This window comes from Paraburkholderia sp. 31.1 (assembly GCF_014397645.1).
Taxonomy (GTDB): domain Bacteria; phylum Pseudomonadota; class Gammaproteobacteria; order Burkholderiales; family Burkholderiaceae; genus Paraburkholderia; species Paraburkholderia tuberum.
In genome coordinates, this window is the sequence record NZ_VZQN01000032.1 from 44,861 (window position 1) to 68,770 (window position 23,910).

The 23,910-nt window shown below is 62.0% G+C and carries 18 protein-coding genes and 1 tRNA gene; 13 read left to right on the forward strand and 6 right to left on the reverse strand.

What is annotated here, in order from left to right; all coding sequences use genetic code 11:
- Positions 1-47 precede the first annotated feature (47 nt).
- A complete protein-coding gene (locus F6X37_RS23780; RefSeq protein ID WP_187612969.1) occupies positions 48-2,738 on the reverse strand; it encodes a TonB-dependent receptor plug domain-containing protein in 2,691 nt (896 codons plus the stop codon).
- 1,074 nt (positions 2,739-3,812) lie between these two features.
- Here F6X37_RS23780 and F6X37_RS23785 point away from each other — a divergent pair.
- From F6X37_RS23785 to F6X37_RS23840, 12 genes are all read left to right on the forward strand, one after another.
- A complete protein-coding gene (locus F6X37_RS23785; RefSeq protein ID WP_184063922.1) occupies positions 3,813-4,424 on the forward strand; it encodes a MotA/TolQ/ExbB proton channel family protein in 612 nt (203 codons plus the stop codon).
- Positions 4,425-4,448: 24 nt separating this feature from the next.
- A complete protein-coding gene (locus F6X37_RS23790) occupies positions 4,449-4,868 on the forward strand; it encodes an ExbD/TolR family protein (RefSeq protein WP_090800842.1) in 420 nt (139 codons plus the stop codon).
- Positions 4,865-5,608: an energy transducer TonB gene (locus tag F6X37_RS23795; protein ID WP_187612970.1), complete on the forward strand. Its 744-nt coding sequence runs from the start codon at positions 4,865-4,867 to the stop codon at positions 5,606-5,608. Before F6X37_RS23790 ends, F6X37_RS23795 begins: the two co-directional genes overlap by 4 nt.
- 175 nt (positions 5,609-5,783) lie before the next feature.
- Positions 5,784-7,682 carry an extracellular solute-binding protein gene (locus F6X37_RS23800; RefSeq protein WP_187613010.1) on the forward strand — a complete coding sequence of 633 codons (1,899 nt, stop codon included), beginning with the start codon at positions 5,784-5,786 and terminating at the stop codon, positions 7,680-7,682.
- A gap of 7 nt (positions 7,683-7,689) precedes the next feature.
- Positions 7,690-8,742 carry a microcin C ABC transporter permease YejB gene (locus F6X37_RS23805; protein ID WP_184067479.1) on the forward strand — a complete coding sequence of 351 codons (1,053 nt, stop codon included), beginning with the start codon at positions 7,690-7,692 and terminating at the stop codon, positions 8,740-8,742.
- Complete coding sequence (locus F6X37_RS23810) at positions 8,696-9,808, forward strand: ABC transporter permease (protein WP_090800836.1); 1,113 nt, start codon at positions 8,696-8,698, stop codon at positions 9,806-9,808. Before F6X37_RS23805 ends, F6X37_RS23810 begins: the two co-directional genes overlap by 47 nt.
- A complete protein-coding gene (locus F6X37_RS23815; protein ID WP_187612971.1) occupies positions 9,808-11,454 on the forward strand; it encodes an ABC transporter ATP-binding protein in 1,647 nt (548 codons plus the stop codon). The genes F6X37_RS23810 and F6X37_RS23815 overlap by 1 nt, the downstream gene beginning before the upstream one ends.
- Positions 11,451-12,890: a TldD/PmbA family protein gene (locus F6X37_RS23820; protein ID WP_187612972.1), complete on the forward strand. Its 1,440-nt coding sequence runs from the start codon at positions 11,451-11,453 to the stop codon at positions 12,888-12,890. The genes F6X37_RS23815 and F6X37_RS23820 overlap by 4 nt, the downstream gene beginning before the upstream one ends.
- Positions 12,887-14,275, forward strand: a complete 1,389-nt coding sequence (locus tag F6X37_RS23825; protein WP_262419999.1) for a TldD/PmbA family protein — start codon at positions 12,887-12,889, stop codon at positions 14,273-14,275. Before F6X37_RS23820 ends, F6X37_RS23825 begins: the two co-directional genes overlap by 4 nt.
- Positions 14,276-14,369: 94 nt before the next feature.
- Positions 14,370-14,891 carry a GNAT family N-acetyltransferase gene (locus F6X37_RS23830; RefSeq protein WP_262420000.1) on the forward strand — a complete coding sequence of 174 codons (522 nt, stop codon included), beginning with the start codon at positions 14,370-14,372 and terminating at the stop codon, positions 14,889-14,891.
- Positions 14,888-15,451, forward strand: a complete 564-nt coding sequence (locus tag F6X37_RS23835) for a GNAT family N-acetyltransferase (protein WP_187612974.1) — start codon at positions 14,888-14,890, stop codon at positions 15,449-15,451. The genes F6X37_RS23830 and F6X37_RS23835 overlap by 4 nt, the downstream gene beginning before the upstream one ends.
- A 7-nt stretch (positions 15,452-15,458) precedes the next feature.
- A complete protein-coding gene (locus F6X37_RS23840; RefSeq protein ID WP_187612975.1) occupies positions 15,459-18,644 on the forward strand; it encodes a multidrug efflux RND transporter permease subunit in 3,186 nt (1,061 codons plus the stop codon).
- 5 nt (positions 18,645-18,649) lie between these two features.
- Here F6X37_RS23840 and F6X37_RS23845 read toward each other — a convergent pair whose 3' ends face one another.
- Complete coding sequence (locus F6X37_RS23845; RefSeq protein ID WP_187613012.1) at positions 18,650-18,895, reverse strand: GNAT family N-acetyltransferase; 246 nt, start codon at positions 18,893-18,895, stop codon at positions 18,650-18,652.
- Between the two features lie 633 nt (positions 18,896-19,528).
- Here F6X37_RS23845 and F6X37_RS23850 point away from each other — a divergent pair.
- Positions 19,529-19,605: transfer RNA gene (locus F6X37_RS23850), tRNA-Met, on the forward strand.
- Here the strand turns inward: F6X37_RS23850 and F6X37_RS23855 are convergent.
- The 4 genes from F6X37_RS23855 to F6X37_RS23870 form a co-directional block, all read right to left on the reverse strand.
- A complete protein-coding gene (locus F6X37_RS23855) occupies positions 19,562-21,253 on the reverse strand; it encodes a recombinase family protein (protein WP_316251995.1) in 1,692 nt (563 codons plus the stop codon). The two genes, F6X37_RS23850 and F6X37_RS23855, sit on opposite strands and share 44 nt — an antisense overlap.
- Before the next feature lie 86 nt (positions 21,254-21,339).
- A complete protein-coding gene (locus F6X37_RS23860) occupies positions 21,340-21,846 on the reverse strand; it encodes a hypothetical protein (protein WP_187612976.1) in 507 nt (168 codons plus the stop codon).
- On the reverse strand, positions 21,843-23,003 hold the full coding sequence (locus F6X37_RS23865; protein WP_187612977.1) for a RecT family recombinase: 1,161 nt from the start codon (positions 23,001-23,003) through the stop codon (positions 21,843-21,845). The genes F6X37_RS23860 and F6X37_RS23865 overlap by 4 nt, the downstream gene beginning before the upstream one ends.
- A complete protein-coding gene (locus F6X37_RS23870; RefSeq protein ID WP_187612978.1) occupies positions 23,000-23,908 on the reverse strand; it encodes a YqaJ viral recombinase family protein in 909 nt (302 codons plus the stop codon). Before F6X37_RS23870 ends, F6X37_RS23865 begins: the two co-directional genes overlap by 4 nt.
- Between the last annotated feature and the right edge of the window lie 2 nt (positions 23,909-23,910).

Below are 23,910 nucleotides of genomic sequence, written 5' to 3' on the forward strand. Positions count from 1 at the left end.
GAGGCAAGAGGAGACCTACGGTCCTGCGATAAAGCCCGCTGCGACGATCAGAAGCGGTAGGTCGCACCGATCTGGAAGAAGCGGCCCAGATTCGTGTACAGCGACTGGTCGTAGCCGGTGATGTCCGGCGTTGATTGCCACTCGACGTCGAACGGCGGCTGCCTGTCGAAGATGTTCTGGATGCCGCCATAGATCGTCCAGTTCTTGAAGCCGCGATACGTCATCATCAGGTTGAACTGGCTATACGACGCCACCGAACCCGTGCCACCGTCGCCGAACTCGGCTGCCACTGCGTTGGTGTACGGACCCGTGTACTGCCAGCTCAGCGTCGTGGTCATCTTGCGGTAATCCCACGTCAGGCTCGTGTTGCCCTTCCAGCGGGGATTCGACGCACCGAACGGTTGCAGCAGCGCGAGGTTGTTACCCGCGAAGTCCTGCGTTGCAGCGCCCGGGCTGTTCAGCTTGAAGTGCCACACGTACGCCCAGTCGCCCGACAGCGTGAACGTGCCGTACTTCGTGCCGACCGACTTGCGGAAGTTCATGTCGAAGCCGTCGGTATCCAGCGAGCCGAGGTTGACGAACTGTTGCGAGATGTAGCGGATCGTGCCGTCAGGATTGCGCACGACCCTCGACGGGTCGTTGGCATCCAGCACGGCATTCGGATCGTCGGTACCGATCACGCCGTCGATATGAATCTTGTAGAACGCTGCACCGATATCGGTCGACGTATCCGGCGACAGTTCGAAGCCGATGTTGTAGTTCTTGGTGTGCTCCGGTTGGAGGTTCGGATTGCCGTTGATCTGTTCCGTCGTGAAGTGCTTGGTCGGCACGCCGCTCGGGTCGTTCGGATCGACGAGGTTCTGGTGAGCCAGGTAGGTTGCCTGCGAGTTTTCGATCAGCGTCGGCGCGCGGAAACCACGGCTGTACGACGCGTACGTCGTCAGCATCTGGACCGGTTGGAAGCGCAGTGCGAAGTTCGGCGAGAACGCGCCGCCGAAGTCGCTATAGTGGTCATAGCGGCCCGCTTGCGTGAACGTCAGGTTGTGGATGATCGGAATATCGATCTGGTAATACACGGCCGCGATGTTGCGTTCGCCGTCGACGGACTGAACGTTCGCCGGCACGACGATCCCTTGCGACGAGTACGTGCGCGGGTTGATCAGCGAGCTTTCGTGACGGAATTCCGTACCGAAACCGATGCCGACCGGGCCAGCCGGCAGGTTGAACAGATTGCCGGTCGAGGTCTTCGCCGTCACGCTGTCGAGCTTCGAGATCGCCTGCTGGTAGTCGTTCTGGAACAGGCCGTTCAGACCGTTCGGCGTCGATGCCGGGTTCGCGAAGTTGTAGCCGCCGTTCGGGCCGAGGAGGTTTTCAAGCGCGGCCGTGTTGATCATGTTCGAGTACGTCGTGTCGACCGTGCTCTGCGAATGACCATAGTCCACCGACCAGTCCCAGTCGCCGGCCTTCGGCGTGGTGAACGAACCTTTCACGCCCGTCGAGGCCTTCCAGAACGTCGATACCGTGTCTGCGCGCTGCGCAATGCCCGGGAAGGTCAGGTTGATCGGCGTATCGACACCGTACGGGTTGTACGGATTCAGCGCCGACACCGTGCGGTCGAGTTGCGACACCGAGCCGGTCACTGGATTGAACACGTTCGACACGCTGCTGATGGCCGGGCTGCCGAAGTACTGGACCGTCTCGTTGCGGCTCGCCCACAGGTCGGCGTAAGCCTGTATGTCGTCGTTGATCTTGAAGGTGCCACGCACCTTCGCGTTCAGACGCGTCGTCTGTGGAATCAGCGAGTACGTGTTCGCGTTCTTGTACACGCACGATGCGCCCGCCGCGTTAGTGCTGCCCGGAGGGCATGGGCTCAACGCGGCGGTCGAGCCGTCGGGCAGTTGCCAGAATGACTGCTGATTCGGACCCAGAGGACCCGCCGACCCGCCTGGGTACTGGCTGAAGTCTTCGTTTTTGGTCATGTCGCGCTGGTCGAGCGTCGAACCGGAATCGCGATAGTAGCTGGCGGCTGCCGTCACGTTGAAACGATCCGAGTTCAGGTCGCCGAAGCCGCCGAGCACGCTGAAGTTGCCCTGAGCGTTACCCGGATGCTGTGCCTTGCCGAGCTGCCCGTCGATCTGAAGACCCTGGAAGTTCTTCTTCGTGATGATGTTGACCACGCCGGCAATCGCGTCGGAACCGTATGCGGACACGGCGCCCGTCTTCACGATTTCGATGTGATCGACGATGTTCAGCGGGATCGTGTTGACGTCGAAGAACGTGTCGGTGAAGTTCACCGCCTGTGCGTAGTTCGCGACGCGTTGGCCGTCGACCAGCACCAGCGTGTACTTCTCGGACAGACCGCGCAATGCGATCCCCGAGCCGCCCGGCGCCGTGCCGTTCATCGTGGTGGAACCCCAACTGGACGCGGAGTTGGCAGACATGCCGCGCAGGAAATCGGCCACGGTCGTGTAGCCGCTTTGCTGGATTTCCCTTGCTGTAACGGTCTGGACTTCGACGTTGCCGGTCTTGTCCGATGTGCGGATCAGCGAACCGGTGACTTCTACTTTTTCGAGCTTGCTGACGGCGGGGGGAGTCGCCGCTGGCGTGCTTGCGGCCGTCGGAACGGCCGCTGTATCAGGTTGGCTTTGTGCGTGTGCCAGCGGGACGAACGCCGCTGTCAACACCAGCTCGGCTCCGATGATTCTTTTGATGGCTGAGGCCAATCGCTTTTGTTTCACTTGCGCTCCTTCTTGTTGTTAAGGCCACTTCCGTTGAACGATCACGCAAACGCAGGCGCGAGTTGCGCGTGCGCTGCAGTGCGTTGACGTCAGCGAGTTCTTCGCTGTCCGGCGCATCCCCGCGCCGTCCCGCACATCCCGTCCAGGGTGCGTCGCCGATCGTGTCGGACGCGCGCCTTGGTCTTGAAGCGAGCGCAGCAAGAGCACGAGATATGCCATGTGTGAGGTCGCGGACCGTCCGAAAGGCCTTGAGCGGCCTCCGCAAATGCATCGAAGCGATTGATTTGCTTAGGAATTCAGAGTTACGAAAAATTGTGTCGCGCGGGTAGTGCCTGGAAATAAAGCATTCCTCGCGCGTAACAGAACGCAGGAAAGTTTCCATTAGAAAAAAATAAAGTTAGGCGGCTTATTTTAATTACGATTTGGTGCAGCTTACGCACCGTAAGAATGCTTAATTACAGAATTGGTGCATTAGATAAAAAATGCTCCATTGCAATTGAATTCCCTAATTCTGGGCGATTAATATGCCGTTGAAATGAACAGTAATAAATGTAAGAAATTGATTCGGTAAGGTTACTTCGCGCTACGCGTAGACACTTCTGGCTGGTAGCTGGTCTTCAATTGGCGCCTATTATCATACTAGATCGAAAGTAATATGAAATGTATATGTAATGAAATTGTCTATCGGTATTCTGAGATTGCACCAAAAAGCTTCAAGCGCGACTTTTCGCACCATTTCTGCAATAGGAAATTAAAGGCTTTGGCAGAATAAGTCTTGGAAAGCGGACTTACTCCAATTACAAAAACCAATTTATTTTGCTATATGCGTGCGCGGGCGCCACGCAAGCCGCGGGCATGCGAGATCTTTGTCGCGCTCGGCAAGTCCATGAAATAAAAGGCAAAGCGTCCCGTGTAAAGGACTGGCGACGTTCGTTACGGAGAAACCAGTCGCCTGACCTGGTACGGGCTTTGCATAGGTGGCGGGCCTTTAGCCGGCGACTCACAAGGCAGCCGGCATCTCGAAACCTACCGTTATTCAACGGCCGCTTGAGCCTGTACTAACCGGAGTCCGCAGTGCTGAATACCCTCATTAACTACTCGATCCAGTCGATGGGTCTGATCCCTCTCCTCGCGTTCATCTTCCTGCTCGGCATCGCGATCATCATCGAACGATTCATGTTCTTCTCGCGTGCCGTGCGTGCCGGCAAGACCCTCGAACATGACCTGAAACTCGTCGATGCAGCCAATCCCGACGATGCCGCCAAAGTGGCCGAGCACTACAAGCAGACCGTGCAAGGCGAACTCGTGAAGTCGGCGATGAAAGTGAAGGGCAAGAGTGAAGCCGTGGTCGAACGCGAGATCGAGGAAACGATCATGTTCCAGTTGCCGCGTCTCGACCGTAACCTGTGGATTCTCGACACGGCCGTGACGCTCGGCCCGTTGCTGGGTCTGCTTGGCACGATCATTGGCATGGTCGAATCGTTCAACGTGCTCGGCACCAGCGGCACCGCGAACCCGAACGGCGTGACGGGCGGCATCGGTCACGCGCTGACGGCCACCGCGTGCGGGCTGACCATCGCGATCATCTGCGTGATCTTCCTGAACTACTTCAACAAGCGTATCCGGATGACGGTCAACCAGTTCGACCTCATCAAGTCGCTGCTCGTATCGCGCTTCGCAGTCTGACGCCCGCACTCAAGGAGACGGACCATGCGAAACCATCGCAGCCATTACCTCGGCGGTGAAGAGAAAGCGCGCATCGAAATCATCCCGATGATCGACATCATGATGTTCCTGCTGGTGTTCTTCATGCTCGCGACGCTGAAGATGATCCAGGGCACAGGCATCAAGCTCGACCTGCCGCAATCGAGCACCGCCGAGCAGTTGCAGCAGACCGTCAAGCTATCGATCGGCGTGACGAAGACGGATGAAATCTATCTGGATTCGAAGCCCGTGACGCCCGACGAACTGACCGCGCGTCTGCAAGGTCTGGTTCACGACTCGAAGAAAGTAGATGTCGCGATTGCCGGCGACGAAGGCACGAGCTACAAGAATATCGTCAAGGTGATGGACCTGGTGCGCGCGGCGGGCATCAGTTCGGTTGCATTGGCCACGAACCCGACGACATGAGTTCACCGGCCATCGACATGAAAGATCCGCAAAACCGCCTGGACGGTGCACTCTGGGCATCGACGACGCCGGCGCATCACGGTCGCATGCCCATGAAGCTGGCGATCGGCGTTGCGGTGCTGGTCGAGGCGCTGGTGATTCTGGGCGTGTCGCACATGAAGTTCCAGCCGCCGCCGCCTCCGCCGCCGAAGGAGATGCGCGTGCAGATTGCGCCGCCGCCTCCGCCACCGCCGCCGCCCGAGGTCAAGAAGCTGGAGCCGCCGCCGGCGCCGCCCAAAGCGCAGCCGAAGCACGAAATACCGAAGCCGACCCCGACGCCGCCGCCGCCGCGACCGACGCCGCAGCCGGTGATCCAGCCCACGGCGAATCCGGCTCCGAACGCTCCGGCGATCGCCTCGCCGACGCCTGCGCCGGCACCCGCTCCGGCACCCGCCGCGCCGCCGGCGCCGCCCGCGCTGCATGGCGTGGTGGACGGCCGCGGTCATTGCCAGTCGGTGCAGCCGGTGATTCCGCGCAAGGCATTGACGGACGGTATTTCGGCGGACGTGATCGCGCATCTGACGATCGGTACGGACGGCAAGGTCAGCGACGTGAAGATCATGCGCGTCACGCCGCCGACGTCGGTGTTCAACGAAGCCGTGATTGCCGCAGGCAAGGCGTACAAGTGCGAGAAGAATGCCGAGCCGTATGTCGGCGAAGTTCAGTTCTCGTTCAAGACCACACCGTCCGACGACGAGTAACCACGACGAGTAACGACGACGAATAAGCTCAGCTTCGACGCGAACTTCCGGCCTTCGCAATTTACCCATCCGGCCTTCAACCCGGAACCGCGCGAGCGGTGGCTACCCGCCGCCGCCCGCGCGGTTTCGAAGCATCGCGCATCGGCTACGAGCCGATTGCGTCCAGACACGCATGATGACAACCGACAGGTTTCGAGGCCCGCGCGCGCGCGTCGTTACGGCGTTCGCGGCGCGGGTTGCGATGACGCTCGTCGCGGGGCTGCTGGTCGTGCCGTTGACGACCGCGCCCGCGTTGGCGAGGGCGTCGATCGCGCAGTACGACGCGCCGAAGTATCCGTCCGGGTTCACGCATTTCGATTACGCGGACCCGAATGCGCCGACCGGCGGCACACTGGTTTTCCAGAACTACGACGAAAGGCAAAGCTACGATTCGCTGAATCCGTTCCTGACGCGTGGTGCGCCGGCGCCGGACATCCTGCATCTGATGTTCGATACGCTGATGCAGCGCAGCTGGGACGAGCTCGCGTCGGAATACGCATTGATCGCCGACGACGTCGAGGTGGCGCCGGATGGCAAATCAGCGGTGTTTCATATCGACCCGCGAGCGCGCTTTTCGAACGGCGATCCGATCACCGCCGACGACGTCAAGTATTCGTTCGATACGCTGACCAGCCCGCAGGCATCGCCGTTGTTCAACTCGCAGTTCGCGGTGATCAGCCGCGCCACGGTGCTCGACCCGTCGCGGGTGCGCTTCGACTTCAGGCACGTGGAGCGCGACGCGCCGTTGATCGCAGGCGACCTGCCGGTTTTCTCGCGCAAGTGGGCAATGCAAGCCAACGGCACGCGCATCGCATTCGATCAGTTGACCAACGTGCCGCCGGTGTCGAGCGGCCCGTATCTGATCGAGCAGCGCAAGAACGACACGCAGATCGTCTACCGTCGCAATCCGGCTTACTGGGCCGCCGATTTGCCGTCGCGGCGCGGCATGTACCATTTCGCGCGCGTCGCGTTCAAGCTCTATCACGATCATTACACGCAGCTCGAATCGCTGAAAGCGCTCGATACCGACGTGATGGTCGAATACAGTTCCATGCAATGGGCGCGCCGTTATATCGGCAAGAACTTCGATAACGGCGCGTTGCAGCGCAAACTCTTTCCGGATCACGGCGCGCAGATGCAGGGGCTGATGTTCAACACGCGCAGGCCTATGTTTTCGGATGTGCGGGTGCGGCATGCCCTTGCACTCGCGTTCGACTACGACTGGCTGAACCGGATGACCTTCTACGGCCAGTACCGGCGCACCAACAGCTACTTCGACGATAGCCCGTTCGCCGCGCAAGGCGCGCCGACCGATGCCGAACTCGCGCTGCTCGACCCGTATCGCGCGAGTTTGCCGGCGGCCGTGTTCGGTCCAATGGTCAGGCAGGCCGACACGATTGCGCCGCACACGTTGCGCGAGAACCTGCGCGAAGCGCGCGGCCTGCTCGCCGAAGCGGGTTGGACGGTGCGCGACGGCCAGTTGCGCGACGCGCACGGCAACCCGATGTCGATCGAAATCATCGACGATCAGCCTGGCATGGATCGCGTACTGCTGGCGTATATGCGCAATCTGCAACTGCTCGGCATCGATGCGCATATGCGCGAGATAGATAGTGCGTTGTATCAGAAGCGGATCGACAACTTCGAGTTCGATATGACGACGTTCATCTATCTGCGCGTGACGATTCCCGGTTCCGAACTGGAGCGTCGTTTCAGCAGCGCATCGGCATCGCAGGTCGGCTCGGAAAACTATCCGGGCGTGAGGTCGCCGGCGGTCGATGCGCTGGTGCGCGCGGTGATGCGCGCGAGCACGCTGAACGAACTCGAAACCGCGACCCATGCGCTCGACCGCGTGCTGATCAACGGCTATTACCTGGTGCCCGAATATTTCGCGCCGGACACGCGCATAGCGTACAAAAGCGCCCTCGGCTACCCGTCGGTGACGCCGGTCAGTTTCCAGGGCGAGGACTGGATCGTCAGCTACTGGTATCGCAAGACGCCGTCCGCTGCGGCCAACACCGCCGCTGCGAAGTGAGGGGCTTATGTTTATCTACATCGTCAAACGTCTGCTGCTGATGATCCCGACGCTGATCGGCGTCGTTACGCTGACTTTCTTCGTGACGCAGTTCGTGCCGGGCGGCCCGGTCGAACAGATGATGACGCAGTTGCGTCACGGCCAGCAGCGCGGCGGCGAAGGCGGAGGCGGCGGCAGCGCGTATCACGGCAGCCAGGGCGTCGATCCGCAGCAGATCGAGCAGATCAAGAAGCAGTTCGGCTTCGACAAACCGCCGCTGACGCGCTATCTGAAGATGCTGAGGGACTACGCGCGTTTCGATCTCGGCCAGTCCTACTATCACCATCAGAGCGTATGGGCGGTGATCCGCTCGAAACTGCCCGTGTCGATCACGCTCGGCTTATGGACGGTCGTGCTGACCTACATCGTGTCGGTGCCGCTCGGGATTGCGAAAGCGGTGCGCAATGGCTCGCGCTTCGATACCGCCACCAGCGTGATGGTGCTGACCGGCTACGCGATTCCGGGCTTCGTGTTCGGCGTGCTGCTGCTGATGCTGTTTGGCGGCGGCACGTTCTGGCAGGTCTTCCCGATGCGCGGCCTCACGTCCGATAACTTCGACGAACTCAGCGCGTTCGGCAAGGTGCTCGATTATCTATGGCACATCGTGTTGCCGGTGACGGCGTCGGTGGTGGGCAACTTCGCGATCGTCACGATCCTGACCAAGAATACGTTTCTCGAAGAGATTGGTCGTCAATATGTGCTGACCGCGCGGGCGAAAGGCGCGCCCAAGCGTGACGTGCTGTGGAAGCACGTATTGCGCAACGCCGCGATTCCGCTGCTGACCGGGTTGCCCGCCGCGTTTATCGGCGCCTTCCTGAACGGCAACCTGCTGATCGAAACGCTGTTTTCGCTCGACGGCATGGGCCAACTGTCTTATGACTCGGTGATCCGCCGCGACTATCCGGTCGTGCTGGGTTCGCTGTTCCTGTTCACGCTGATTGGTCTCGTGACCAAACTCATTGCTGACGTCTGCTATGTCCTCGTCGACCCCCGCATCCAGTTCAACAGCCTGGACCGATAAGCTGCCGCCCGGCGCGTTGCCGGTGTCCGTGTCGCCTGGGCGACGCGTATGGCAGCGTTTCCGCCGGCAGAAGCTCGGTTACTGGAGCCTGATCGTGTTCGCGACGCTGTTCGTGCTGAGCCTGCTCGGCGAAGTGCTCGCGAATGACCGGCCGCTGATGGTCCGTTACGACGGCCATGACTATTTTCCGATCGTGAAGGACTATCCGGAAACGATGTTCGGCGGCGATTTTCCGACCCGCGCGAACTATCTCGATCCGTTTATCCGCAAGCAGTTGACGGAGAAAGGCAACTTCGCGATCTACCCGCCGAATCACTACCACTACGACACGATCGATTACTTCGCGACGCGGCCGTTTCCGGCGTCGCCGTCCGCGACCAACTGGCTCGGCACCGATCAATACGGCCGCGACGTGCTGTCGCGATTGCTGTACGGCTTCAGGCTGTCGGTGTTGATGGCGCTTGCGCTGACGGTGTCGGGTATCGTGCTGGGCGTGCTGGCGGGTGCGTTGCAAGGCTTTTACGGCGGCCGCACCGACCTGATCGGGCAGCGCCTGATCGAAGTATGGAGTTCGATGCCGGACCTGTATCTGCTGATCATCTTCGCGTCGATCTTCGAGCCGAGTTTGTGGCTGCTGTTTATCCTGCTGTCGATGTTCGGCTGGCTGGTGCTGTCCGACTACGTGCGCGCCGAATTCCTGCGCAACCGTTCGCTCGATTACGTTCGCGCCGCGCGCACGATGGGTTTGAGCAACTGGCAGATCATCTGGCGTCATCTGCTGCCGAACAGCATGACGCCGGTGATCACCTTCCTGCCGTTCCGGATGAGCGCCGCGATTCTGTCGCTGACGAGTCTGGACTTTCTGGGGCTGGGTGTCGCACCGCCCACGCCGAGCCTGGGCGAACTGCTTCAGGAAGGCAAGAACAACCTCGACGCATGGTGGATTTCGGTATCTGCGTTTGCCGCGCTGGTGATCACGTTGTTGCTGCTGACGTTCATGGGCGACGCGTTGCGCAATGCGCTCGACGCCCGTTCACGCGGGTCGGCGTTCGGCGGGAGGAAGTGATGAGCGACGCAACGTTGCACAAGCCTTTGCTGGAAATCGACACGTTCTCGATCCGTTTCGGCGACAAGGTCGCGGTTCGCGAACTGAACCTGACGATCGGGCGCGGCGAGCGGGTTGCGCTGGTCGGCGAATCCGGTTCGGGCAAGAGCGTCACGGCGCTGTCGATCCTGCGCCTCGTCGAACCTGCGCAGACCAGCGGCCAGATCCGTCTCGACGGCGTCGATCTATTACAGAAAACCGAGCAGCAGATGCGCGGGATTCGCGGCGCCGACGTCGCGATGGTGTTTCAGGAGCCGATGACCGCGCTCAATCCGCTGTTCACGATCGGTCAGCAGATCGCCGAAAGCCTGCGTTTGCACGAGGGTTTGTGGTCGAACGCGGCGCGCGCCCGCGGCATCGAACTGCTGCGCCGTACCGGCATTCCCGAGCCGGAACGGCGGATCGACAGCTACCCGCATCAACTATCCGGCGGACAACGCCAGCGCGCGATGATCGCGATGGCGCTCGCGTGCCATCCGCGCCTGCTGCTCGCCGACGAACCCACTACCGCGCTCGACGTCACCGTGCGTCAGCAGATCGTCGATCTGCTGATCGAGTTGCAGGAACAGGAAGCCGCCGATCGCGGCATGGCGGTGCTGCTGATCACGCACGACCTGAATCTCGTGCGCCGCTTCGCCCAACGCGTGGCGGTAATGGAAAAGGGTGTGCTGGTCGAAACCAATACGACCCAGGCGCTGTTCGCAGCGCCGCAGCATCCTTACACGCAGCGATTGCTCGACAGCGAACCGCATCGCGAGATCGGGCCGATCGAACCGCACGCGCGTCGGGTGCTCGAGGTGCAAGGCCTCGCGGTCGATTACCGGACGGCCGCGAAAGGCTGGCGCTCGCTGTTCAGCGGTTCGACGTTTCGCGCAGTGCACGACGTCGATCTGACGCTGCGTCGCGGTGAGACGCTCGGCGTGGTCGGCGAATCGGGCTCCGGAAAATCGACGCTGGCGGCGACGCTGCTCGGTCTGCAACGGCCCGCCGCCGGTCATATCCATATCGACGGCGCGCCGTTGTCGGCTTTGCGTGGCGCGAACTCGCGCCGCGCGTTGTACTCGCGGATGCAGGTGGTGTTTCAGGACCCGTTCGGGTCGCTATCGCCGCGTATGACGGTCGAGCAGATCGTCGGGGAATGGATCGAGGTGCACCGGCCGGAAATCGACGCGCGCACGCGCCGCGCGCGGGTGGGGACGATGCTCGAAGAAGTGGGCATGCCGCACGAATCGATGCTGCGCTATCCGCACGAGTTTTCCGGCGGGCAGCGGCAGCGCATAGCGATCGCGCGTGCGTTGGCGGTCGAACCGGAAGTGCTGATTCTCGACGAGCCGACCAGCGCGCTCGATGTGTCGATCCAGCAACAGGTGCTTAAGTTGTTGGCGGGCTTGCAGAAGAAGTACCGGTTAAGCTATCTATTGATCACCCATGATCTGGCGGTGATGCGTGCGATGGCGCATCGCGTGATCGTGATGAAGAACGGCCGCGTGATCGAGACGGGAGCCACGCTCGACGTGCTGCATGCGCCGTCACATCCTTATACGCAGTCGTTGCTCGCCGCGTCGATGATCGCGCCGGAGCACGACGAACCCGAGGTATTGCAATGAGCGAATCGCGCTGGGCGCAGGTCGCCCGTGCGTTGAAGAGCACCGCGGCGTTCTGGTCCTTACGGATTGTCGATGAACAGATCGACGACCACGAAGTGCGCAACGACGTCGCGCAGCCGCTGCGCACGCAGCGCGAACGCGGCGCCATGCTGACCGCGTGGGCCGGCGCGGGCGCGGGCTACGCGGCAACCACGGATCTGTCCATCGCGGGCTTGCAGGCTGCGCTCGATATCGCGACGCAACGTGCGCTGGCGAGCGCCGGCGCATCGCTGATCGACCATCGCGCGGTGTCGCGCGAAGCGCTCAGCGGCGCGTATGTCTCGCCCAATGCCGACCAGCCGCTGCCGACGCGCGGCGAATGGCTCGCGCGTCTCGCGCACGAATGCGCCGCCGCGAAAATCGACGAGCGGATCGTCGAGCGCACGGCATCCGTGCAGATCACGCGCACCGAACAGGTTTATCTGACCAGCGACGGCGCGCGAATCGACCAGCGCTTTTGCCTCGTAATGCCGGAAATGAGCGTCGCGGCGCACGCGAACGGCGACACGCAGGTGCGCACGCTCGGCGGCAATTACGGCACGCTCGCGCAAGGCGGCGTCGAAGTGCTGGACCGCTACGCGTTCGACGGCGCAGGCGTGCGGCTCGCCACCGACGCGCTGACCTTGCTGGCCGCGCCGAACTGTCCGTCTGGTCCGCGCGACCTGCTGCTGATGCCCGATCAGATGATGTTGCAGATTCACGAATCGATCGGGCATCCGCTCGAACTCGACCGGATTCTCGGCGACGAACGCAACTTCGCCGGATGGAGTTTCGTGAAGCCGGAGATGTTCGGCACTTACCGTTACGGCTCGGAACTGCTCAACGTGACATTCGATCCGTCGTTGCGCGAAGAAGCCGCGTCGTACGCATTCGACGACGACGGCACTGAAGCGCGCAAACAGTATCTGATTCGCGATGGCGTGCTCGAACGTCCGCTCGGTGGCGCGCTGTCGCAACAGCGCGCAAAGATGGCGGGCGTCGCGAATTCGCGTGCGTCGAGCTGGAATCGCGCGCCGATCGACCGGATGGCGAACCTGAATATCGAACCGGGAACCAGCACGCTGGGCGAAATGATTTCCGGCATCGAACACGGCATCCTGATGCGCACCAATACGTCGTGGTCGATCGACGATCACCGCAACAAGTTTCAATTCGGCTGCGAGTTCGGCCAGTTGATCGAAAACGGCAAGCTCACGCAAATCGTCAGGCAACCGAATTATCGCGGCATATCCGCGAATTTCTGGCGCAGTCTGAGCGCGGTCGGCAATGCCGGCACGCGCGAAGTGTTCGGCACGTCGATGTGCGGCAAAGGCGAACCGGTGCAGCTGGTGCGCGTCGGCCATGCGTCGCCGCCGTGCGTGTTCACGCATGTCGATGTATTCGGAGGCGCGCGATGACTACAACCCATGCAGTCAATGCATCGAGCGGCTTCGATTTCGCCTCGAACGCGCAGTCGCCGGATTGGCACGCGCATTTCGCGCTGCTCGCCGATGCGATCGACACGTTGCTCAGCGGCGACGAAGTGGCGTTGACGCGGCTGTCGGCGGAGCAATCCGACTTTATCCGCTTCAACGGTGGCAAGGTTCGGCAGATCGGCCAGGTGTCGCAAGGCAAACTGACCGTCCGCCTGATCGACGGCGCCAGGCAGGCGTATTCGAGCTTCACGGTATGCGGCGATCCAGCGACGGATCTGCGCGATATCGCCGAGGCGCTGAATACGTTGCGCGACGGCTTGCGCGATGCGCCCGACGACCCGCATCTGTTGTACGACGCCACCCAATGGACCCAATCGACGCGCCGCAGCGGCAAGCTGCCCGCGCCCGACGCACTGTTGCGGATCGCCACCGAAAGCGCGCGCGGACTCGATTTCGTCGGCTTCCATGCAGGTGGCTCGATGGTGCGCGGCTTCTCGTCGTCGCGCGGCAGTCGCGGCTGGTACGAAGTCAGCAACTTCAGCTTTAGCTGGTCGTTGTACGACCCGAGCGGCCGTGCGATCAAAAGCACGTACACCGGCGACCACTGGGACGACAGCGTGTTCGCCGCGAAGGTAGAACAGGCCGCCGTACGTTTGCCGGTGCTTGGACACACGCCGCGCGCGTTGTCGCCGGGGCGGTATCGCACGTATTTGGCGCCGTCGGCGATGCTGGAACTGGTCGGCACGGCGTCGTGGGGCGGGTTTTCCGCGCGCGCGAACGCCACCGCGCGCAGCCCGTTTTACCGGCTGCACAGCGGCGAAGTCGCGCTCGATCCGCGCGTGTCGATGACCGAAGACCTGAGCCTGAATATCACGCCGCGCTTCAACGAAGACGGTTATCAGCGCGACAGCGTGCCGTTGATTCACGACGGCCGCAACGCCGGGCAACTGACCAACGCCCGTAGCGCGCGCGAATACGGATTGACACCGAACGGCGCGCTCGCCAGCGAAACGCCCGAGTCGCTGGCGATGGCTGGCGGCGATCTCGACGCCGCCGATATCCTTGCCGCACTCGATACCGGGCTGTATGTCGGCAATCTCTGGTACGTGAATTTTTCTGACCGGATGAATTGCCGGTTGACCGGCATGACGCGTTTCGCGACGTTCTGGGTCGAACGCGGCCAGATCGTCGCGCCGGTCGACGCGATGCGTTTCGACGACAGCCTGTACCGTTTGCTGTCGAGCGAACTCGAACGTCTCGACGCCGAGCCGGAACTGCTGCTGAACGATGGAACGGAGGGCGAGCGGCAGACCGGCGGCTGGAAACTACCCGGCTTGCTGGCACGCTCGTTCGAACTGACGCTGTGAGTGAGTTTCCGATGACAGATTGAAGGCCATAACAATGACGGAACCAAAGACAATATTTGAGAGCACGACACGGTTCGGGGCCGAACCGGTCGAGATGAGCATCAGGCCGCTGGATCCGGACGACGCCGCGCAATTCCACGCGCTGCGTTCATGCCCCGGTGTGATGCGCCAGAACCCGATGCGTCCGTATCCGACCTTGCAGCAGACTCAAGGCTGGCTCGCGAAGCTCGCGGCGCCGTCGATGGCGATTGCAGCGCTGGTGGGCGATACGCTGGTCGGCTCGGCCGATCTGCATCCGGGCGCGCTGCGTCGCGCGCATAGCGGCTGGCTGGGTATCAGCGTGCACGACGACTGGCAGGGCAAGGGCGTCGGCACGCGGCTGATGGCCGAACTGATCGATGCCGCCGACAACTGGTACGGGCTGCGCCGTCTCGAGCTGAACGTGTTCGCCGACAACCATCGCGCGATTGCGCTGTATCGCAAGTTCGGTTTTTCGCACGAAGCGACCTTTCGCGGCGCCGTGCTGCGCGACGGCATGCTGATCGACTCGGTGTTCATGGGCCGCTTACGCGCGCCGATGGGTCATCTGCAAGCGGAAATCGAGGCGACCGTATGAACGTCTCGTTGAAACCCGACACGGCGCATGTGATTATCCGCGCCCGCGAAGTGTCCGACCTCGACGCGATCACTTCGTTGATGAACTGCCCCGGCGCGCGGCATGGCACGTTGCAGACGCCGTATCGCTCGAACGCGACGGTCGGGAGCTGGCTCGAAAAAATGCCCGCGAACACGCTCGGGCTGTGCGCGCAGGCGGGCGCTCGCGTGGTCGGGATGATCGACGTGTTGCCGCGCATGCACCGGATGGCGCATTGCGCGGGAATCGGTCTCTGCGTGCATGACGATTACGTCGGGCGCGGCATCGGCACGGCGCTGCTGGCGGCGGCCGTCGAGTGCGCGGATACGCTGCTCGGCCTGCGTCGGCTGGAGTTGACCGTGTTCGTCGACAACCACCGCGCGATCGCTCTGTACCAGCGCTTCGGCTTCGTCGAGGAAGGACGCTCGCCAGCGTTCGCGATGCGCGACGGCAAGCTGGTCGATGCATTCCATATGGCCCGTTTCGCCGATGCGCCGGTGTTCGCTTCGCCGGTCGCGCTCGCACCGAACCCACACGCGTGAGCATGCCTTGGCCGCCTTTTTTATCGACCGACCGGTGTTTGCGTGGATTCTGGCGCTTGCGGTAATCATCGCGGGCGCGCTCGCGTTGACGCAACTGCCGGTCGCGCAATATCCACGACTCGCGCCGCCGCGTATCGTGATCGACGCCGTCTATCCGGGTGCATCGACGGAAGCCGTGGATGCGAACGTTGGCAGCATCATCGAAGAAAGTCTCGACGGTGCCGACGGGATGCTTTACTACGAAACCGCCAGCGACGGCCTCGGCAACCTTGAAATCGCGGCGACCTTCGCGCCCGGCACCAACCCCGATATCGCGATGATGGACGTGCAGAACCGGCTCAAGCAGGTCGAGCCGCGTTTGCCGCAACAGGTGGTGCAGCAGGGTATCAGCGTTTTCAAGGCCGCCAACACGTTCCTGATGCTGGTCGCGCTGACATCCACCGATGGCACGCGCGATTCCGCTCAACTGAGCGACATCCTCAGCCGCGACATCATGCGCGAACTGAAGCGCGCGCCGGGCGTCGGTTCCGCGCAACTGTGGGACGCCGACGAAGCGTTGCGCGTCTGGCTCGATCCGATGAAGCTGCGCGAATTCGGCCTCGCCGCGTCCGACGTCAACGCCGCGATTGCTGCGCAAAACGCGAGCGTCGCGGCAGGCACACTCGGCGACGCGCCGCTGGTGGACGGCCAGCAGCTGAGCGCGTCGGTGAACGTCAAAGGGCAGTTGCTGTCGCCGGAGGAATTCGGCCAGATCGTGCTGAAAGCACACCCCGATGGCTCGGCAGTGCGGCTTGCCGACGTCGCGCGGGTCGAGATCGGCCGCGACAACTATACGTTCTGGTCGCGCCTGAACGGCAAGCCGTCGGCGACGGTCGGGATTCAACTCGGGCCGCGCGGCAACGCGCTCGAAACATCGGACGCGATTCGGGCGCGGCTCGCGGAACTGGCGAGCCGTTTGCCGCCGGGCGTCGCGGTTCAGGTGCCGTTCGATAGCGCGCGCTTCGTCAACGTTGCGATTCGCGAAGTGCTGATCACGCTGGCCGAGGCGATCTTGCTGGTGTTTCTCGTGATGTGGCTGTTCCTGCGCGATCTGCGCTACGCGCTGGTGCCGACAGTGGTGATTCCGGTCACGCTGATGGGTGCGTTTGTCACGATGTACGCATTCGGCTTGTCGATCAACGTGTTCACGATGTTCGGCCTCGTGCTGGCGATCGGCATTCTGGTCGACGACGCGATCGTGGTGGTCGAGAGCGTGCATCGCGTGATGGACGAAGAGGGCCTGGCGCCGCGCGACGCGACATTGAAAGCGATGAAACAGATCGGCGGTGCGATCGTCGGCGTGACGGCGGTGCTGACCGCCGTGTTCGTGCCGATGGCGTTCTTTCCTGGCGGCGTCGGTGGGATTTACCGGCAATTCGCGGTCGCGATGATTGCGTCGATGCTGGTCTCGTCTTTCATGGCGCTTTCGTTGACGCCCGCGTTGTGCGCGAACCTGCTGAGCGCGCCTGCGCAATCGGTCCGTCAGCGTGACGCGCGACGCGGTTTGCGTGGCGTTGCCGCGCGCCTCTCGACGCGTTTCGAACAGGGCTTCGATCGCGCGTCGCGGGCCTACCGGGCCATGACGGCCGCCGCGATGCGCAGGGTCGGGCCGCTGCTCGCGGTGTATGCCGTATTGCTGCTGCTGTGCGGCGCGTTGTACTGGCGGATGCCGGGCGGCTTCCTGCCCGTCGAAGACCAGGGCCAGCTGCAGGTGATGATCCAGTTGCCGGCCGGCGCGACGCAGGCGCGCACGCTCGCCGTCGTCGAAACGACCGAGTCGATTTTGCGCATGCAAACGGCGGTGGCGAACGTGACAAGCGTGATCGGCTGGAGTTTCGAGGGCAGCGGACAGAACGTAGCGATGTCATTCGTCACGCTGAAAGACTGGGGCCGGCGCGGCGTTGATGCGATGACGCTGCGCGACACGTTGAACCGGTCGTTCAGCCGGATTCTCGACGGCAACGTGCAGGCGCAATTGCCGCCGTCGGTGCCGGGCGTCGGGCATTCGGACGGCTTCACGTTCCGGCTCGAAGATCGCGGCGGCTTGGGCCGCGACGCGTTGAAGGCGGCCCGCGACCAGCTTGCCGAGCGCGCGAAGGCCGATCCGTCGCTGGCGTCGATTCATTTCGAGGATCTGCCCGACGCGCCGCGTATCGAACTCGACGTGGACCGCGCGAAGGCGTACGCGCTCGGCTTATCGTTCGACCGGATTGCGGACGTGTTCGGCAGCACCTTTGGCTCGCACTACGTCGACGATTTTCCGGCGGGTGGCCGGATGCGCCGCGTCCTGGTGGCGGGCGATGCGTCGACGCGGATGACGGAAACCGATCTGCTGGCGTTGTCGGTGCCGAACCAGTCGGGCGCGATGGTGCCGCTGTCGTCGGTTGCGACGCGCCGCTGGACCATCGGGCCAGTCGCATTGACGCGCTACAACGGCTATCCGTCGCTCGATCTGAACGGCCGTGCGGCGAGCGGTGTCAGTTCGGGGGCGGCGATGGAGGCGATGGAGCGGCTCGCGGCGAGCTTGCCTGCGGGCATCGCGTTCGACTGGGTCGATGCGGCGCGCGAAGAACGCGCGGCGACGCGGCTGACGCCGTTGCTGCTCGGACTGTCGCTGCTGGCGGTGTTCATGGCGCTGGCCGCGCTATACGAAAGCTGGACGATTCCGTTCGCGGTGTTGATGGTCGTACCGCTTGGCGTAGTCGGCGCCATTGCGGCGATGTTGATGCGCGGCATGCCGAACGACGTCTACTTCAAGGTTGGGATGATCACAGTGATCGGCTTGTCCGCGAAAAACGCGATTTTGATCGTGCAATTCGCGCGCGACCTGAGCCTACGCGGCGTGCCGCTGACGCGCGCGGTGATACGCGCGGCGGGCGCGCGATTTCGCCCGATCGTGATGACGTCGTCGGCGTTCCTGCTGGGCGTCGTGCCGCTGGTGCTGGCGAGCGGCGGCGGTGCGGAAAGCCGCCGGTCGATCGGTACGGGCGTGTTCGGCGGCGTCGTGACGGCGACCTTGCTCGGGCTGGTGTTTGCGCCGGTCGCGTTTCAGGCGGTGGCGGTGGTCGCGCAGCAAGGGCCGCGCGGCGCGCTGCGGCGCTTGCATGGCTATCGGCGTCAGTCGCGCGAGTTGATTCGCGATGTCAGCACATGATCGGCTCACGCGCCGTCGATCTTCAGATACGCACGCGCGAGGCCTTCGTTTTCGAAGCCGGGCCGCTCGAGGAGTCGCGCGCTGCGCAGATTGTCGGGCCGGTAATTCGCCATTACGCGATGCAGTTGCAGCGTGCTAAAGACGTGGTCGATTGCGTTGCTCAACCCTTCGCGCGCGAAGCCGCGACCTTCGAAGCGCCGCGATACCGGGAACCTGAGATGACGCGCCTGGAAGGATGCGAGACCAAAGATAGAAGTGTCGTGGCGGTCTCACTGATGTGGCAACTATCGGCACCCGCCGCAGGAAGATGCGTTCGTCCGAGCAGGAAAGCCGCACACCGCGCGCAGCAAGATGGACCGTCTTGGTTGAAAGAAATGGTGTATCGCGTGAACGGGTATCCCCGCTTACGCAAATAGATGATCGATTGGAAGCACGAAGGGACGACTCATGGCGCAATACGCATGAGCATGGGCGACCGTGCTCCCGGCAGAAAAATTTAAATGCCGTGTTGATTCCTCGTGCATGGGTGCCGATGCCTGCGCAACTTGAGCAAAGAGGTTTTCACGGGCAGCGCAGCAAGAATTGCATCGGATGGATACGTCATATCAAGTTCCGCTCAACGATGAAGATAGCTTCTTGCGTTGTTGCGTTCGCGCGGGCGAGGCTCGATGAATGAAGTCCCGGCCAGTTGCTCCGATTCGCGGTAGTCCCGCATCTTATCGCGTGCGCGAGCGGGGAGTGTGCAACTTGCCGTTGCGATGTTTCGTAGCGCGTGCGACGCATCGCGCCGCGCGAATGTGCCGCTTGCTCGATCGCACTCGATATGTATTTCGCGCCAACATTTGACGTTGTGTCAGCGATCCGATATACTCTTTTTTCTCTGACGCGGGGTGGAGCAGTCTGGCAGCTCGTCGGGCTCATAACCCGAAGGTCGTAGGTTCAAATCCTACCCCCGCAACCACAATTCGAGACTGATTTCCGGCAGCACAGACGAGCAACTGTTCGGAAACGTCTTCATAGGACGCGAAGTAACCACCGTCCCTCTTCTGTATCTCTATCGGTCCCATCAGCGTCGCAATTATTTGCCGCGCTTCATCGACGGATTCCCCCGATAACGCTTCCCTGAGTTCTGTTGTTCGTGCCTTTGCGCGTTGAGCAATTTCCGCGAACTGTTCGCTGTTGACCTTCGTCCGAGTCAAAGCCTGGGTAAGCGCCTCACGCTCGCCTTCCGCTTTTTTCAGCCGTTCCATCAAGGCCGCTGAAACGCCTATTTCTGCCAGCGCCTGCGTCAGATTTTCGATCTGCCGGTCGAGCGTGCTTACCTTCGCTCGAATCTCCCTGGCCGATCCGGCCGCATCGTCCTGTTCGTTCGCGAAATATCGGCGCACGGCCGAATCAATACCCGCCTGGGCGTCGTCGGACAGCAGTTCATCGCGCAGGATATTGAGCAATCGTTCGTCTGTCTCAGCGCGGTAAATGTTCGCGCCGTGACACGCTTGCAGGCCGCGTTCCTTTCGGGTCACGCAACCGTAGTAACGCTGATTGATTGACACCATTGCCCCGCCGCACTCAGGGCAGCGCAGCAATCCACCGAAGAGGCTACGCGGCGCACGGCCAGCCCCCGACGTTCCGGCGTTCAGGCGATCCGCGCCCATGCGCGTGCGCACTGAGTGCCAGAGGTCATCGCTGACGATGCGGTAGTGGTCGCGGCGTTCGGTTTTCCATTCGCTTTCCGGCCGGTCCTGACGTACGCGCGCGCCCGTGTCAGGGTCCTTTATCCACTGCGAGCGGTTCCAGATATAGATACCGATGTAGGCCGAGTTATTGAGAATGCCGGAACCCTTGCGCGGTGAGCCGTACAGCGCCGAACGCATCCAGGTTGTGTTGCGCGGCGACGGCACGCCGAGGCGGTTGAGTTCGTCGCATATCCTGAAGGTGGACCAGCCCGCCGCGAACTTCTCGAAGATGAACCGTACCCACTTCGCCTGTTCGTCGTTGACGCGGTAATCGCTGCCATGCTCGCCTTTAACGAGGTCGTAGCCGTAGCTTTTGCCACCGGCGACGAACCCGCGATCCACCTGGCCGGTCTGCCCGCGCAGCGTCTTGCAGCGAAGATCATCAATATAGAGTTCGTTGACAAGGCCGCGAACCGTCCGCTGCACCTTGCGGCTACTTGAGGTTGAATCGTAGCCATCGGATACGCCGAGCACGCGGATACCGCGAAACTCAAGCCGACGCAAAATTGTTTCCTGCTCGACCTGATCGCGCGACAGGCGGTCCAGCGCTTCGATTACCAATACATCGAACCGGCCCGCCATCGCGTCGGCCATCAGCTGCTTGCCGCCAGGACGTGATTCGACACGCGTCCCACCTGAGATACCTTCGTCCGAATGACGGGCAACAATTTCGCACTCGGCCAGCGTCGCGACGCGACGCGCACATACGTTTATTTGGTCCGTGACCGATGTTTCTTTCTGTTTGTCCGTTGAGAAGCGGGCATAGATTGCCACTCGCATTTCGATTCGTTCTCCGTGTTGTTCGCCGCTCGGGAACCCCGTACCATGTCGCGCGCTACGCTGCGCGCGAGAAGATTTATCAGGGCTTGCCATGCTTCAGGATGCTTGTCCCGCAACAATTTTAGCCTCCACATTCGTTGTAGGCTTTCAGCGCATTCCGAATCTGAGCGCTGGCCGGTTCATTCCTGGTCGTCGTCGATGCCGTTCGGATCAGGCACGTTCATCGTTCCAAGCGTGTGCAGCCGGCGGAGGAAATAGACCGTGTGCGCTGTCGTCGCTTCATCGTCCGGGTAGATGTGGATGTGCCACACGAACGAACAGGTGCCCCCGTCCTTCGGCTGAAAACGAACGCGATCCAGGCGCGCGTCCACGAAGCGCAAACCGCCCAGGCCGTCGCGATCTTCGTCACGCAGCGCGAGCTTTACGCCAGCGAATTTGCCCGCCCAATGCAGCGTGCCAAGCTGTGGGTTTCGCAGTACCGGCGTACTGTCCGGGTCAACGATATCGGCTTGCCGATCCGCCTCATATAGCGAACCGCGCAGCGTCGGCGACATATCATCGAGCGCAGTATTCGGCAGGTCCGCCTTGATGGTCAGGTCGAGCGCAAGCCGTTCTTCTTCGCCGTGAAATTCCACGCGCGTGTTGATGTGTTCAAGCCTGACAGGATGATTTTCAAAGTGCATCATTGCTCACTCTCCATCCTGTGGCGTTTCGCTAGATAGAACTCTTCCAGCTCTTCGCGCTGGCCTTCGTCCGGCACGGTGCGTATCAGGTCGGCGGCAACATCGAGCGCGTCGAGCGTTTCCGCTTGTTCCAGCGCGTCCATGACCTGGGCGAACGTCATTGCTGCCACTTCGCCGCCGCGATCACGTTTCGAGCCTGCGTCAGCAGGATCGTCCTGCGCGGCTTGCGCGTGCGCCGCTGCGCGTTCGGCGCTCAGCTTGTCGCTGTATGCCGTGCGCGCGATTTCCTTTTCCTGATCGGTGCGCAACTTCGTTGCAAGTTCGCCAGCCACCGTCATTTCGCCGGTGTTCGTTGCTTCCGCAATGGCCTTCAGAACCTCGTCAAGCGTCGGCGCTGCATTGCGTGTAGTCGCGTTCTTCTTGATGCGCTCCTTGACACTGCTTGTGCGCGACGATCCATGCGCCGCGGATTCCCGTCTGACTTCTTCGGCTGGCCCCATGTCGCGCATGCCGTTGTCGACCACGTCGAGTTCGTCGGGCGTGCGGACACCAAAGACAATTTCGGACGCGTGAAGCCGGGACCAGCGTTTACCGGACAGGTAGGCAATCTGCTGCTTCGGGTCATCCGCCCATAACGTCGAGTTGCGCACGCGCGCCTGCTTCATCAGGATCGTCAGCACGCGCGGTTCGCGCTCACCCCTGAGTGTCGCAAAGCAACGCACACCAACGCCTTCCTCGTCCTCGATGTTCCATGCAGGGACGCGGTATCGAACAGGCTCGCCGTGTTCGTTTTTCTTCGTCTTCGACTCGCGTTCAACGAACTGCCCGACGATCTTTTCCCAATCGCCAAACCAGTCCCAGTTGATGCGATCCACCAGCAGGCCGGATGTATTGACGGCGGCGATGATGAGTTGCGCCTCGTAGCCGATCTGGTTGTTGACGAAATGCGTTTTCGCTGCGACGGCGAACGGATTCATACCCCATTGCAGCGCCTGAATCGTCACGGCTGCGCAATTGCCCGGCTTACCGCGATACGGTTCGGGAACGGTGACGCCAGCCGTCGCCATCAGATTCGCAAAGCGCTCGATGTAGCCAAGCATGTCGGGGTTCAATTCGAACCGCTTCAGAGTGCGCGGTTCCTCTTCAACTGTTGCGATCATTCGGCAACCTCCTTTCCTTCCTTCGGTTTGCTGTACGTCAGCATCGTGTAATCGCACGCATCAACGCTGTACGAGGGACGGTGGACAGTTTTGCGTTTGTACGCGCCACCATTGGGAAGCCGGCCAATTGCGGCCTCTTTCATCGCGTGCAGAATGTGGGCGCGTGCGCCGTCGCTAACGGCCTGATACGCCTTGACCTGTTCATCGGCCTCGATGCGCACGTTGTGCCAGTCCATCAGCGCCGCATCGAGCGCGATGGTTTCGCCGGACGTGCCGGGATAGAGACGCTTCAGCATGTCAACCGCATGCCGGTGCGAATAGTCGAAAGGCGGCGGTTCGCCGGTTTCCACGAACGTCCAGAACGTCATTTCCTGGCCGATCAGCAGTTCCGAAAATTCGGGGTCGCGCTCGATCGTGTAGGTGACAAGACGGTTGCCGCCGACAACCGCGCCAAGATGCCAGGCGTCGTAATCAAGGACCGTCAGGTAGTGATGGCACTGGCACAGGTATTCAACCGGAACCTGATCCGAACCCTGTTCGCCCCACTCGCCGGAGAAGCGGAAGAAATCCGCATTGACGTTCTTCGCTTCGAAGCCTTCGCGCCGACCTTCAACGAGCCGGTCCACGGACGCAGCCATGAACTGGTACTTCGGGTGTCGGATGATCTGATTGCGACGGCGCAGACGCACACCCGTGCGATGCGCAAACATATCGGCCGCGATGGCTTCCATCGCCCGGCCGAAGCGGGTTGTTTCGTTGTCTTCGCGCTCGCCTGTTGTCTGCCCGGTCTTGTCCAGCCACAACTCATAGGCTGTCTGATAGCGCGACTGTCCGATAGCGGCGGCGGCGTCGCTGCCGCCGATGCCCTTGCGGCGCTCCGCAAGCCAGTCGTCCCTTGCATTCATGG

Coding starts and splice junctions, on each gene's coding strand:
- F6X37_RS23790 (WP_090800842.1), top strand. CDS start 4,449: ATGCGAAACCATCGCAGCCATTACCTCGGCGGTGAAGAGAAAGCGCGC.
- F6X37_RS23795 (WP_187612970.1), top strand. CDS start 4,865: ATGAGTTCACCGGCCATCGACATGAAAGATCCGCAAAACCGCCTGGAC.
- F6X37_RS23800 (WP_187613010.1), top strand. CDS start 5,784: ATGACAACCGACAGGTTTCGAGGCCCGCGCGCGCGCGTCGTTACGGCG.
- F6X37_RS23805 (WP_184067479.1), top strand. CDS start 7,690: ATGTTTATCTACATCGTCAAACGTCTGCTGCTGATGATCCCGACGCTG.
- F6X37_RS23810 (WP_090800836.1), top strand. CDS start 8,696: ATGTCCTCGTCGACCCCCGCATCCAGTTCAACAGCCTGGACCGATAAG.
- F6X37_RS23815 (WP_187612971.1), top strand. CDS start 9,808: ATGAGCGACGCAACGTTGCACAAGCCTTTGCTGGAAATCGACACGTTC.
- F6X37_RS23820 (WP_187612972.1), top strand. CDS start 11,451: ATGAGCGAATCGCGCTGGGCGCAGGTCGCCCGTGCGTTGAAGAGCACC.
- F6X37_RS23825 (WP_262419999.1), top strand. CDS start 12,887: ATGACTACAACCCATGCAGTCAATGCATCGAGCGGCTTCGATTTCGCC.
- F6X37_RS23830 (WP_262420000.1), top strand. CDS start 14,370: ATGAGCATCAGGCCGCTGGATCCGGACGACGCCGCGCAATTCCACGCG.
- F6X37_RS23835 (WP_187612974.1), top strand. CDS start 14,888: ATGAACGTCTCGTTGAAACCCGACACGGCGCATGTGATTATCCGCGCC.
- F6X37_RS23855 (WP_316251995.1), bottom strand. CDS start 21,253: ATGGCAAGCCCTGATAAATCTTCTCGCGCGCAGCGTAGCGCGCGACAT.
- F6X37_RS23860 (WP_187612976.1), bottom strand. CDS start 21,846: ATGATGCACTTTGAAAATCATCCTGTCAGGCTTGAACACATCAACACG.
- F6X37_RS23865 (WP_187612977.1), bottom strand. CDS start 23,003: ATGATCGCAACAGTTGAAGAGGAACCGCGCACTCTGAAGCGGTTCGAA.
- F6X37_RS23870 (WP_187612978.1), bottom strand. CDS start 23,908: ATGAATGCAAGGGACGACTGGCTTGCGGAGCGCCGCAAGGGCATCGGC.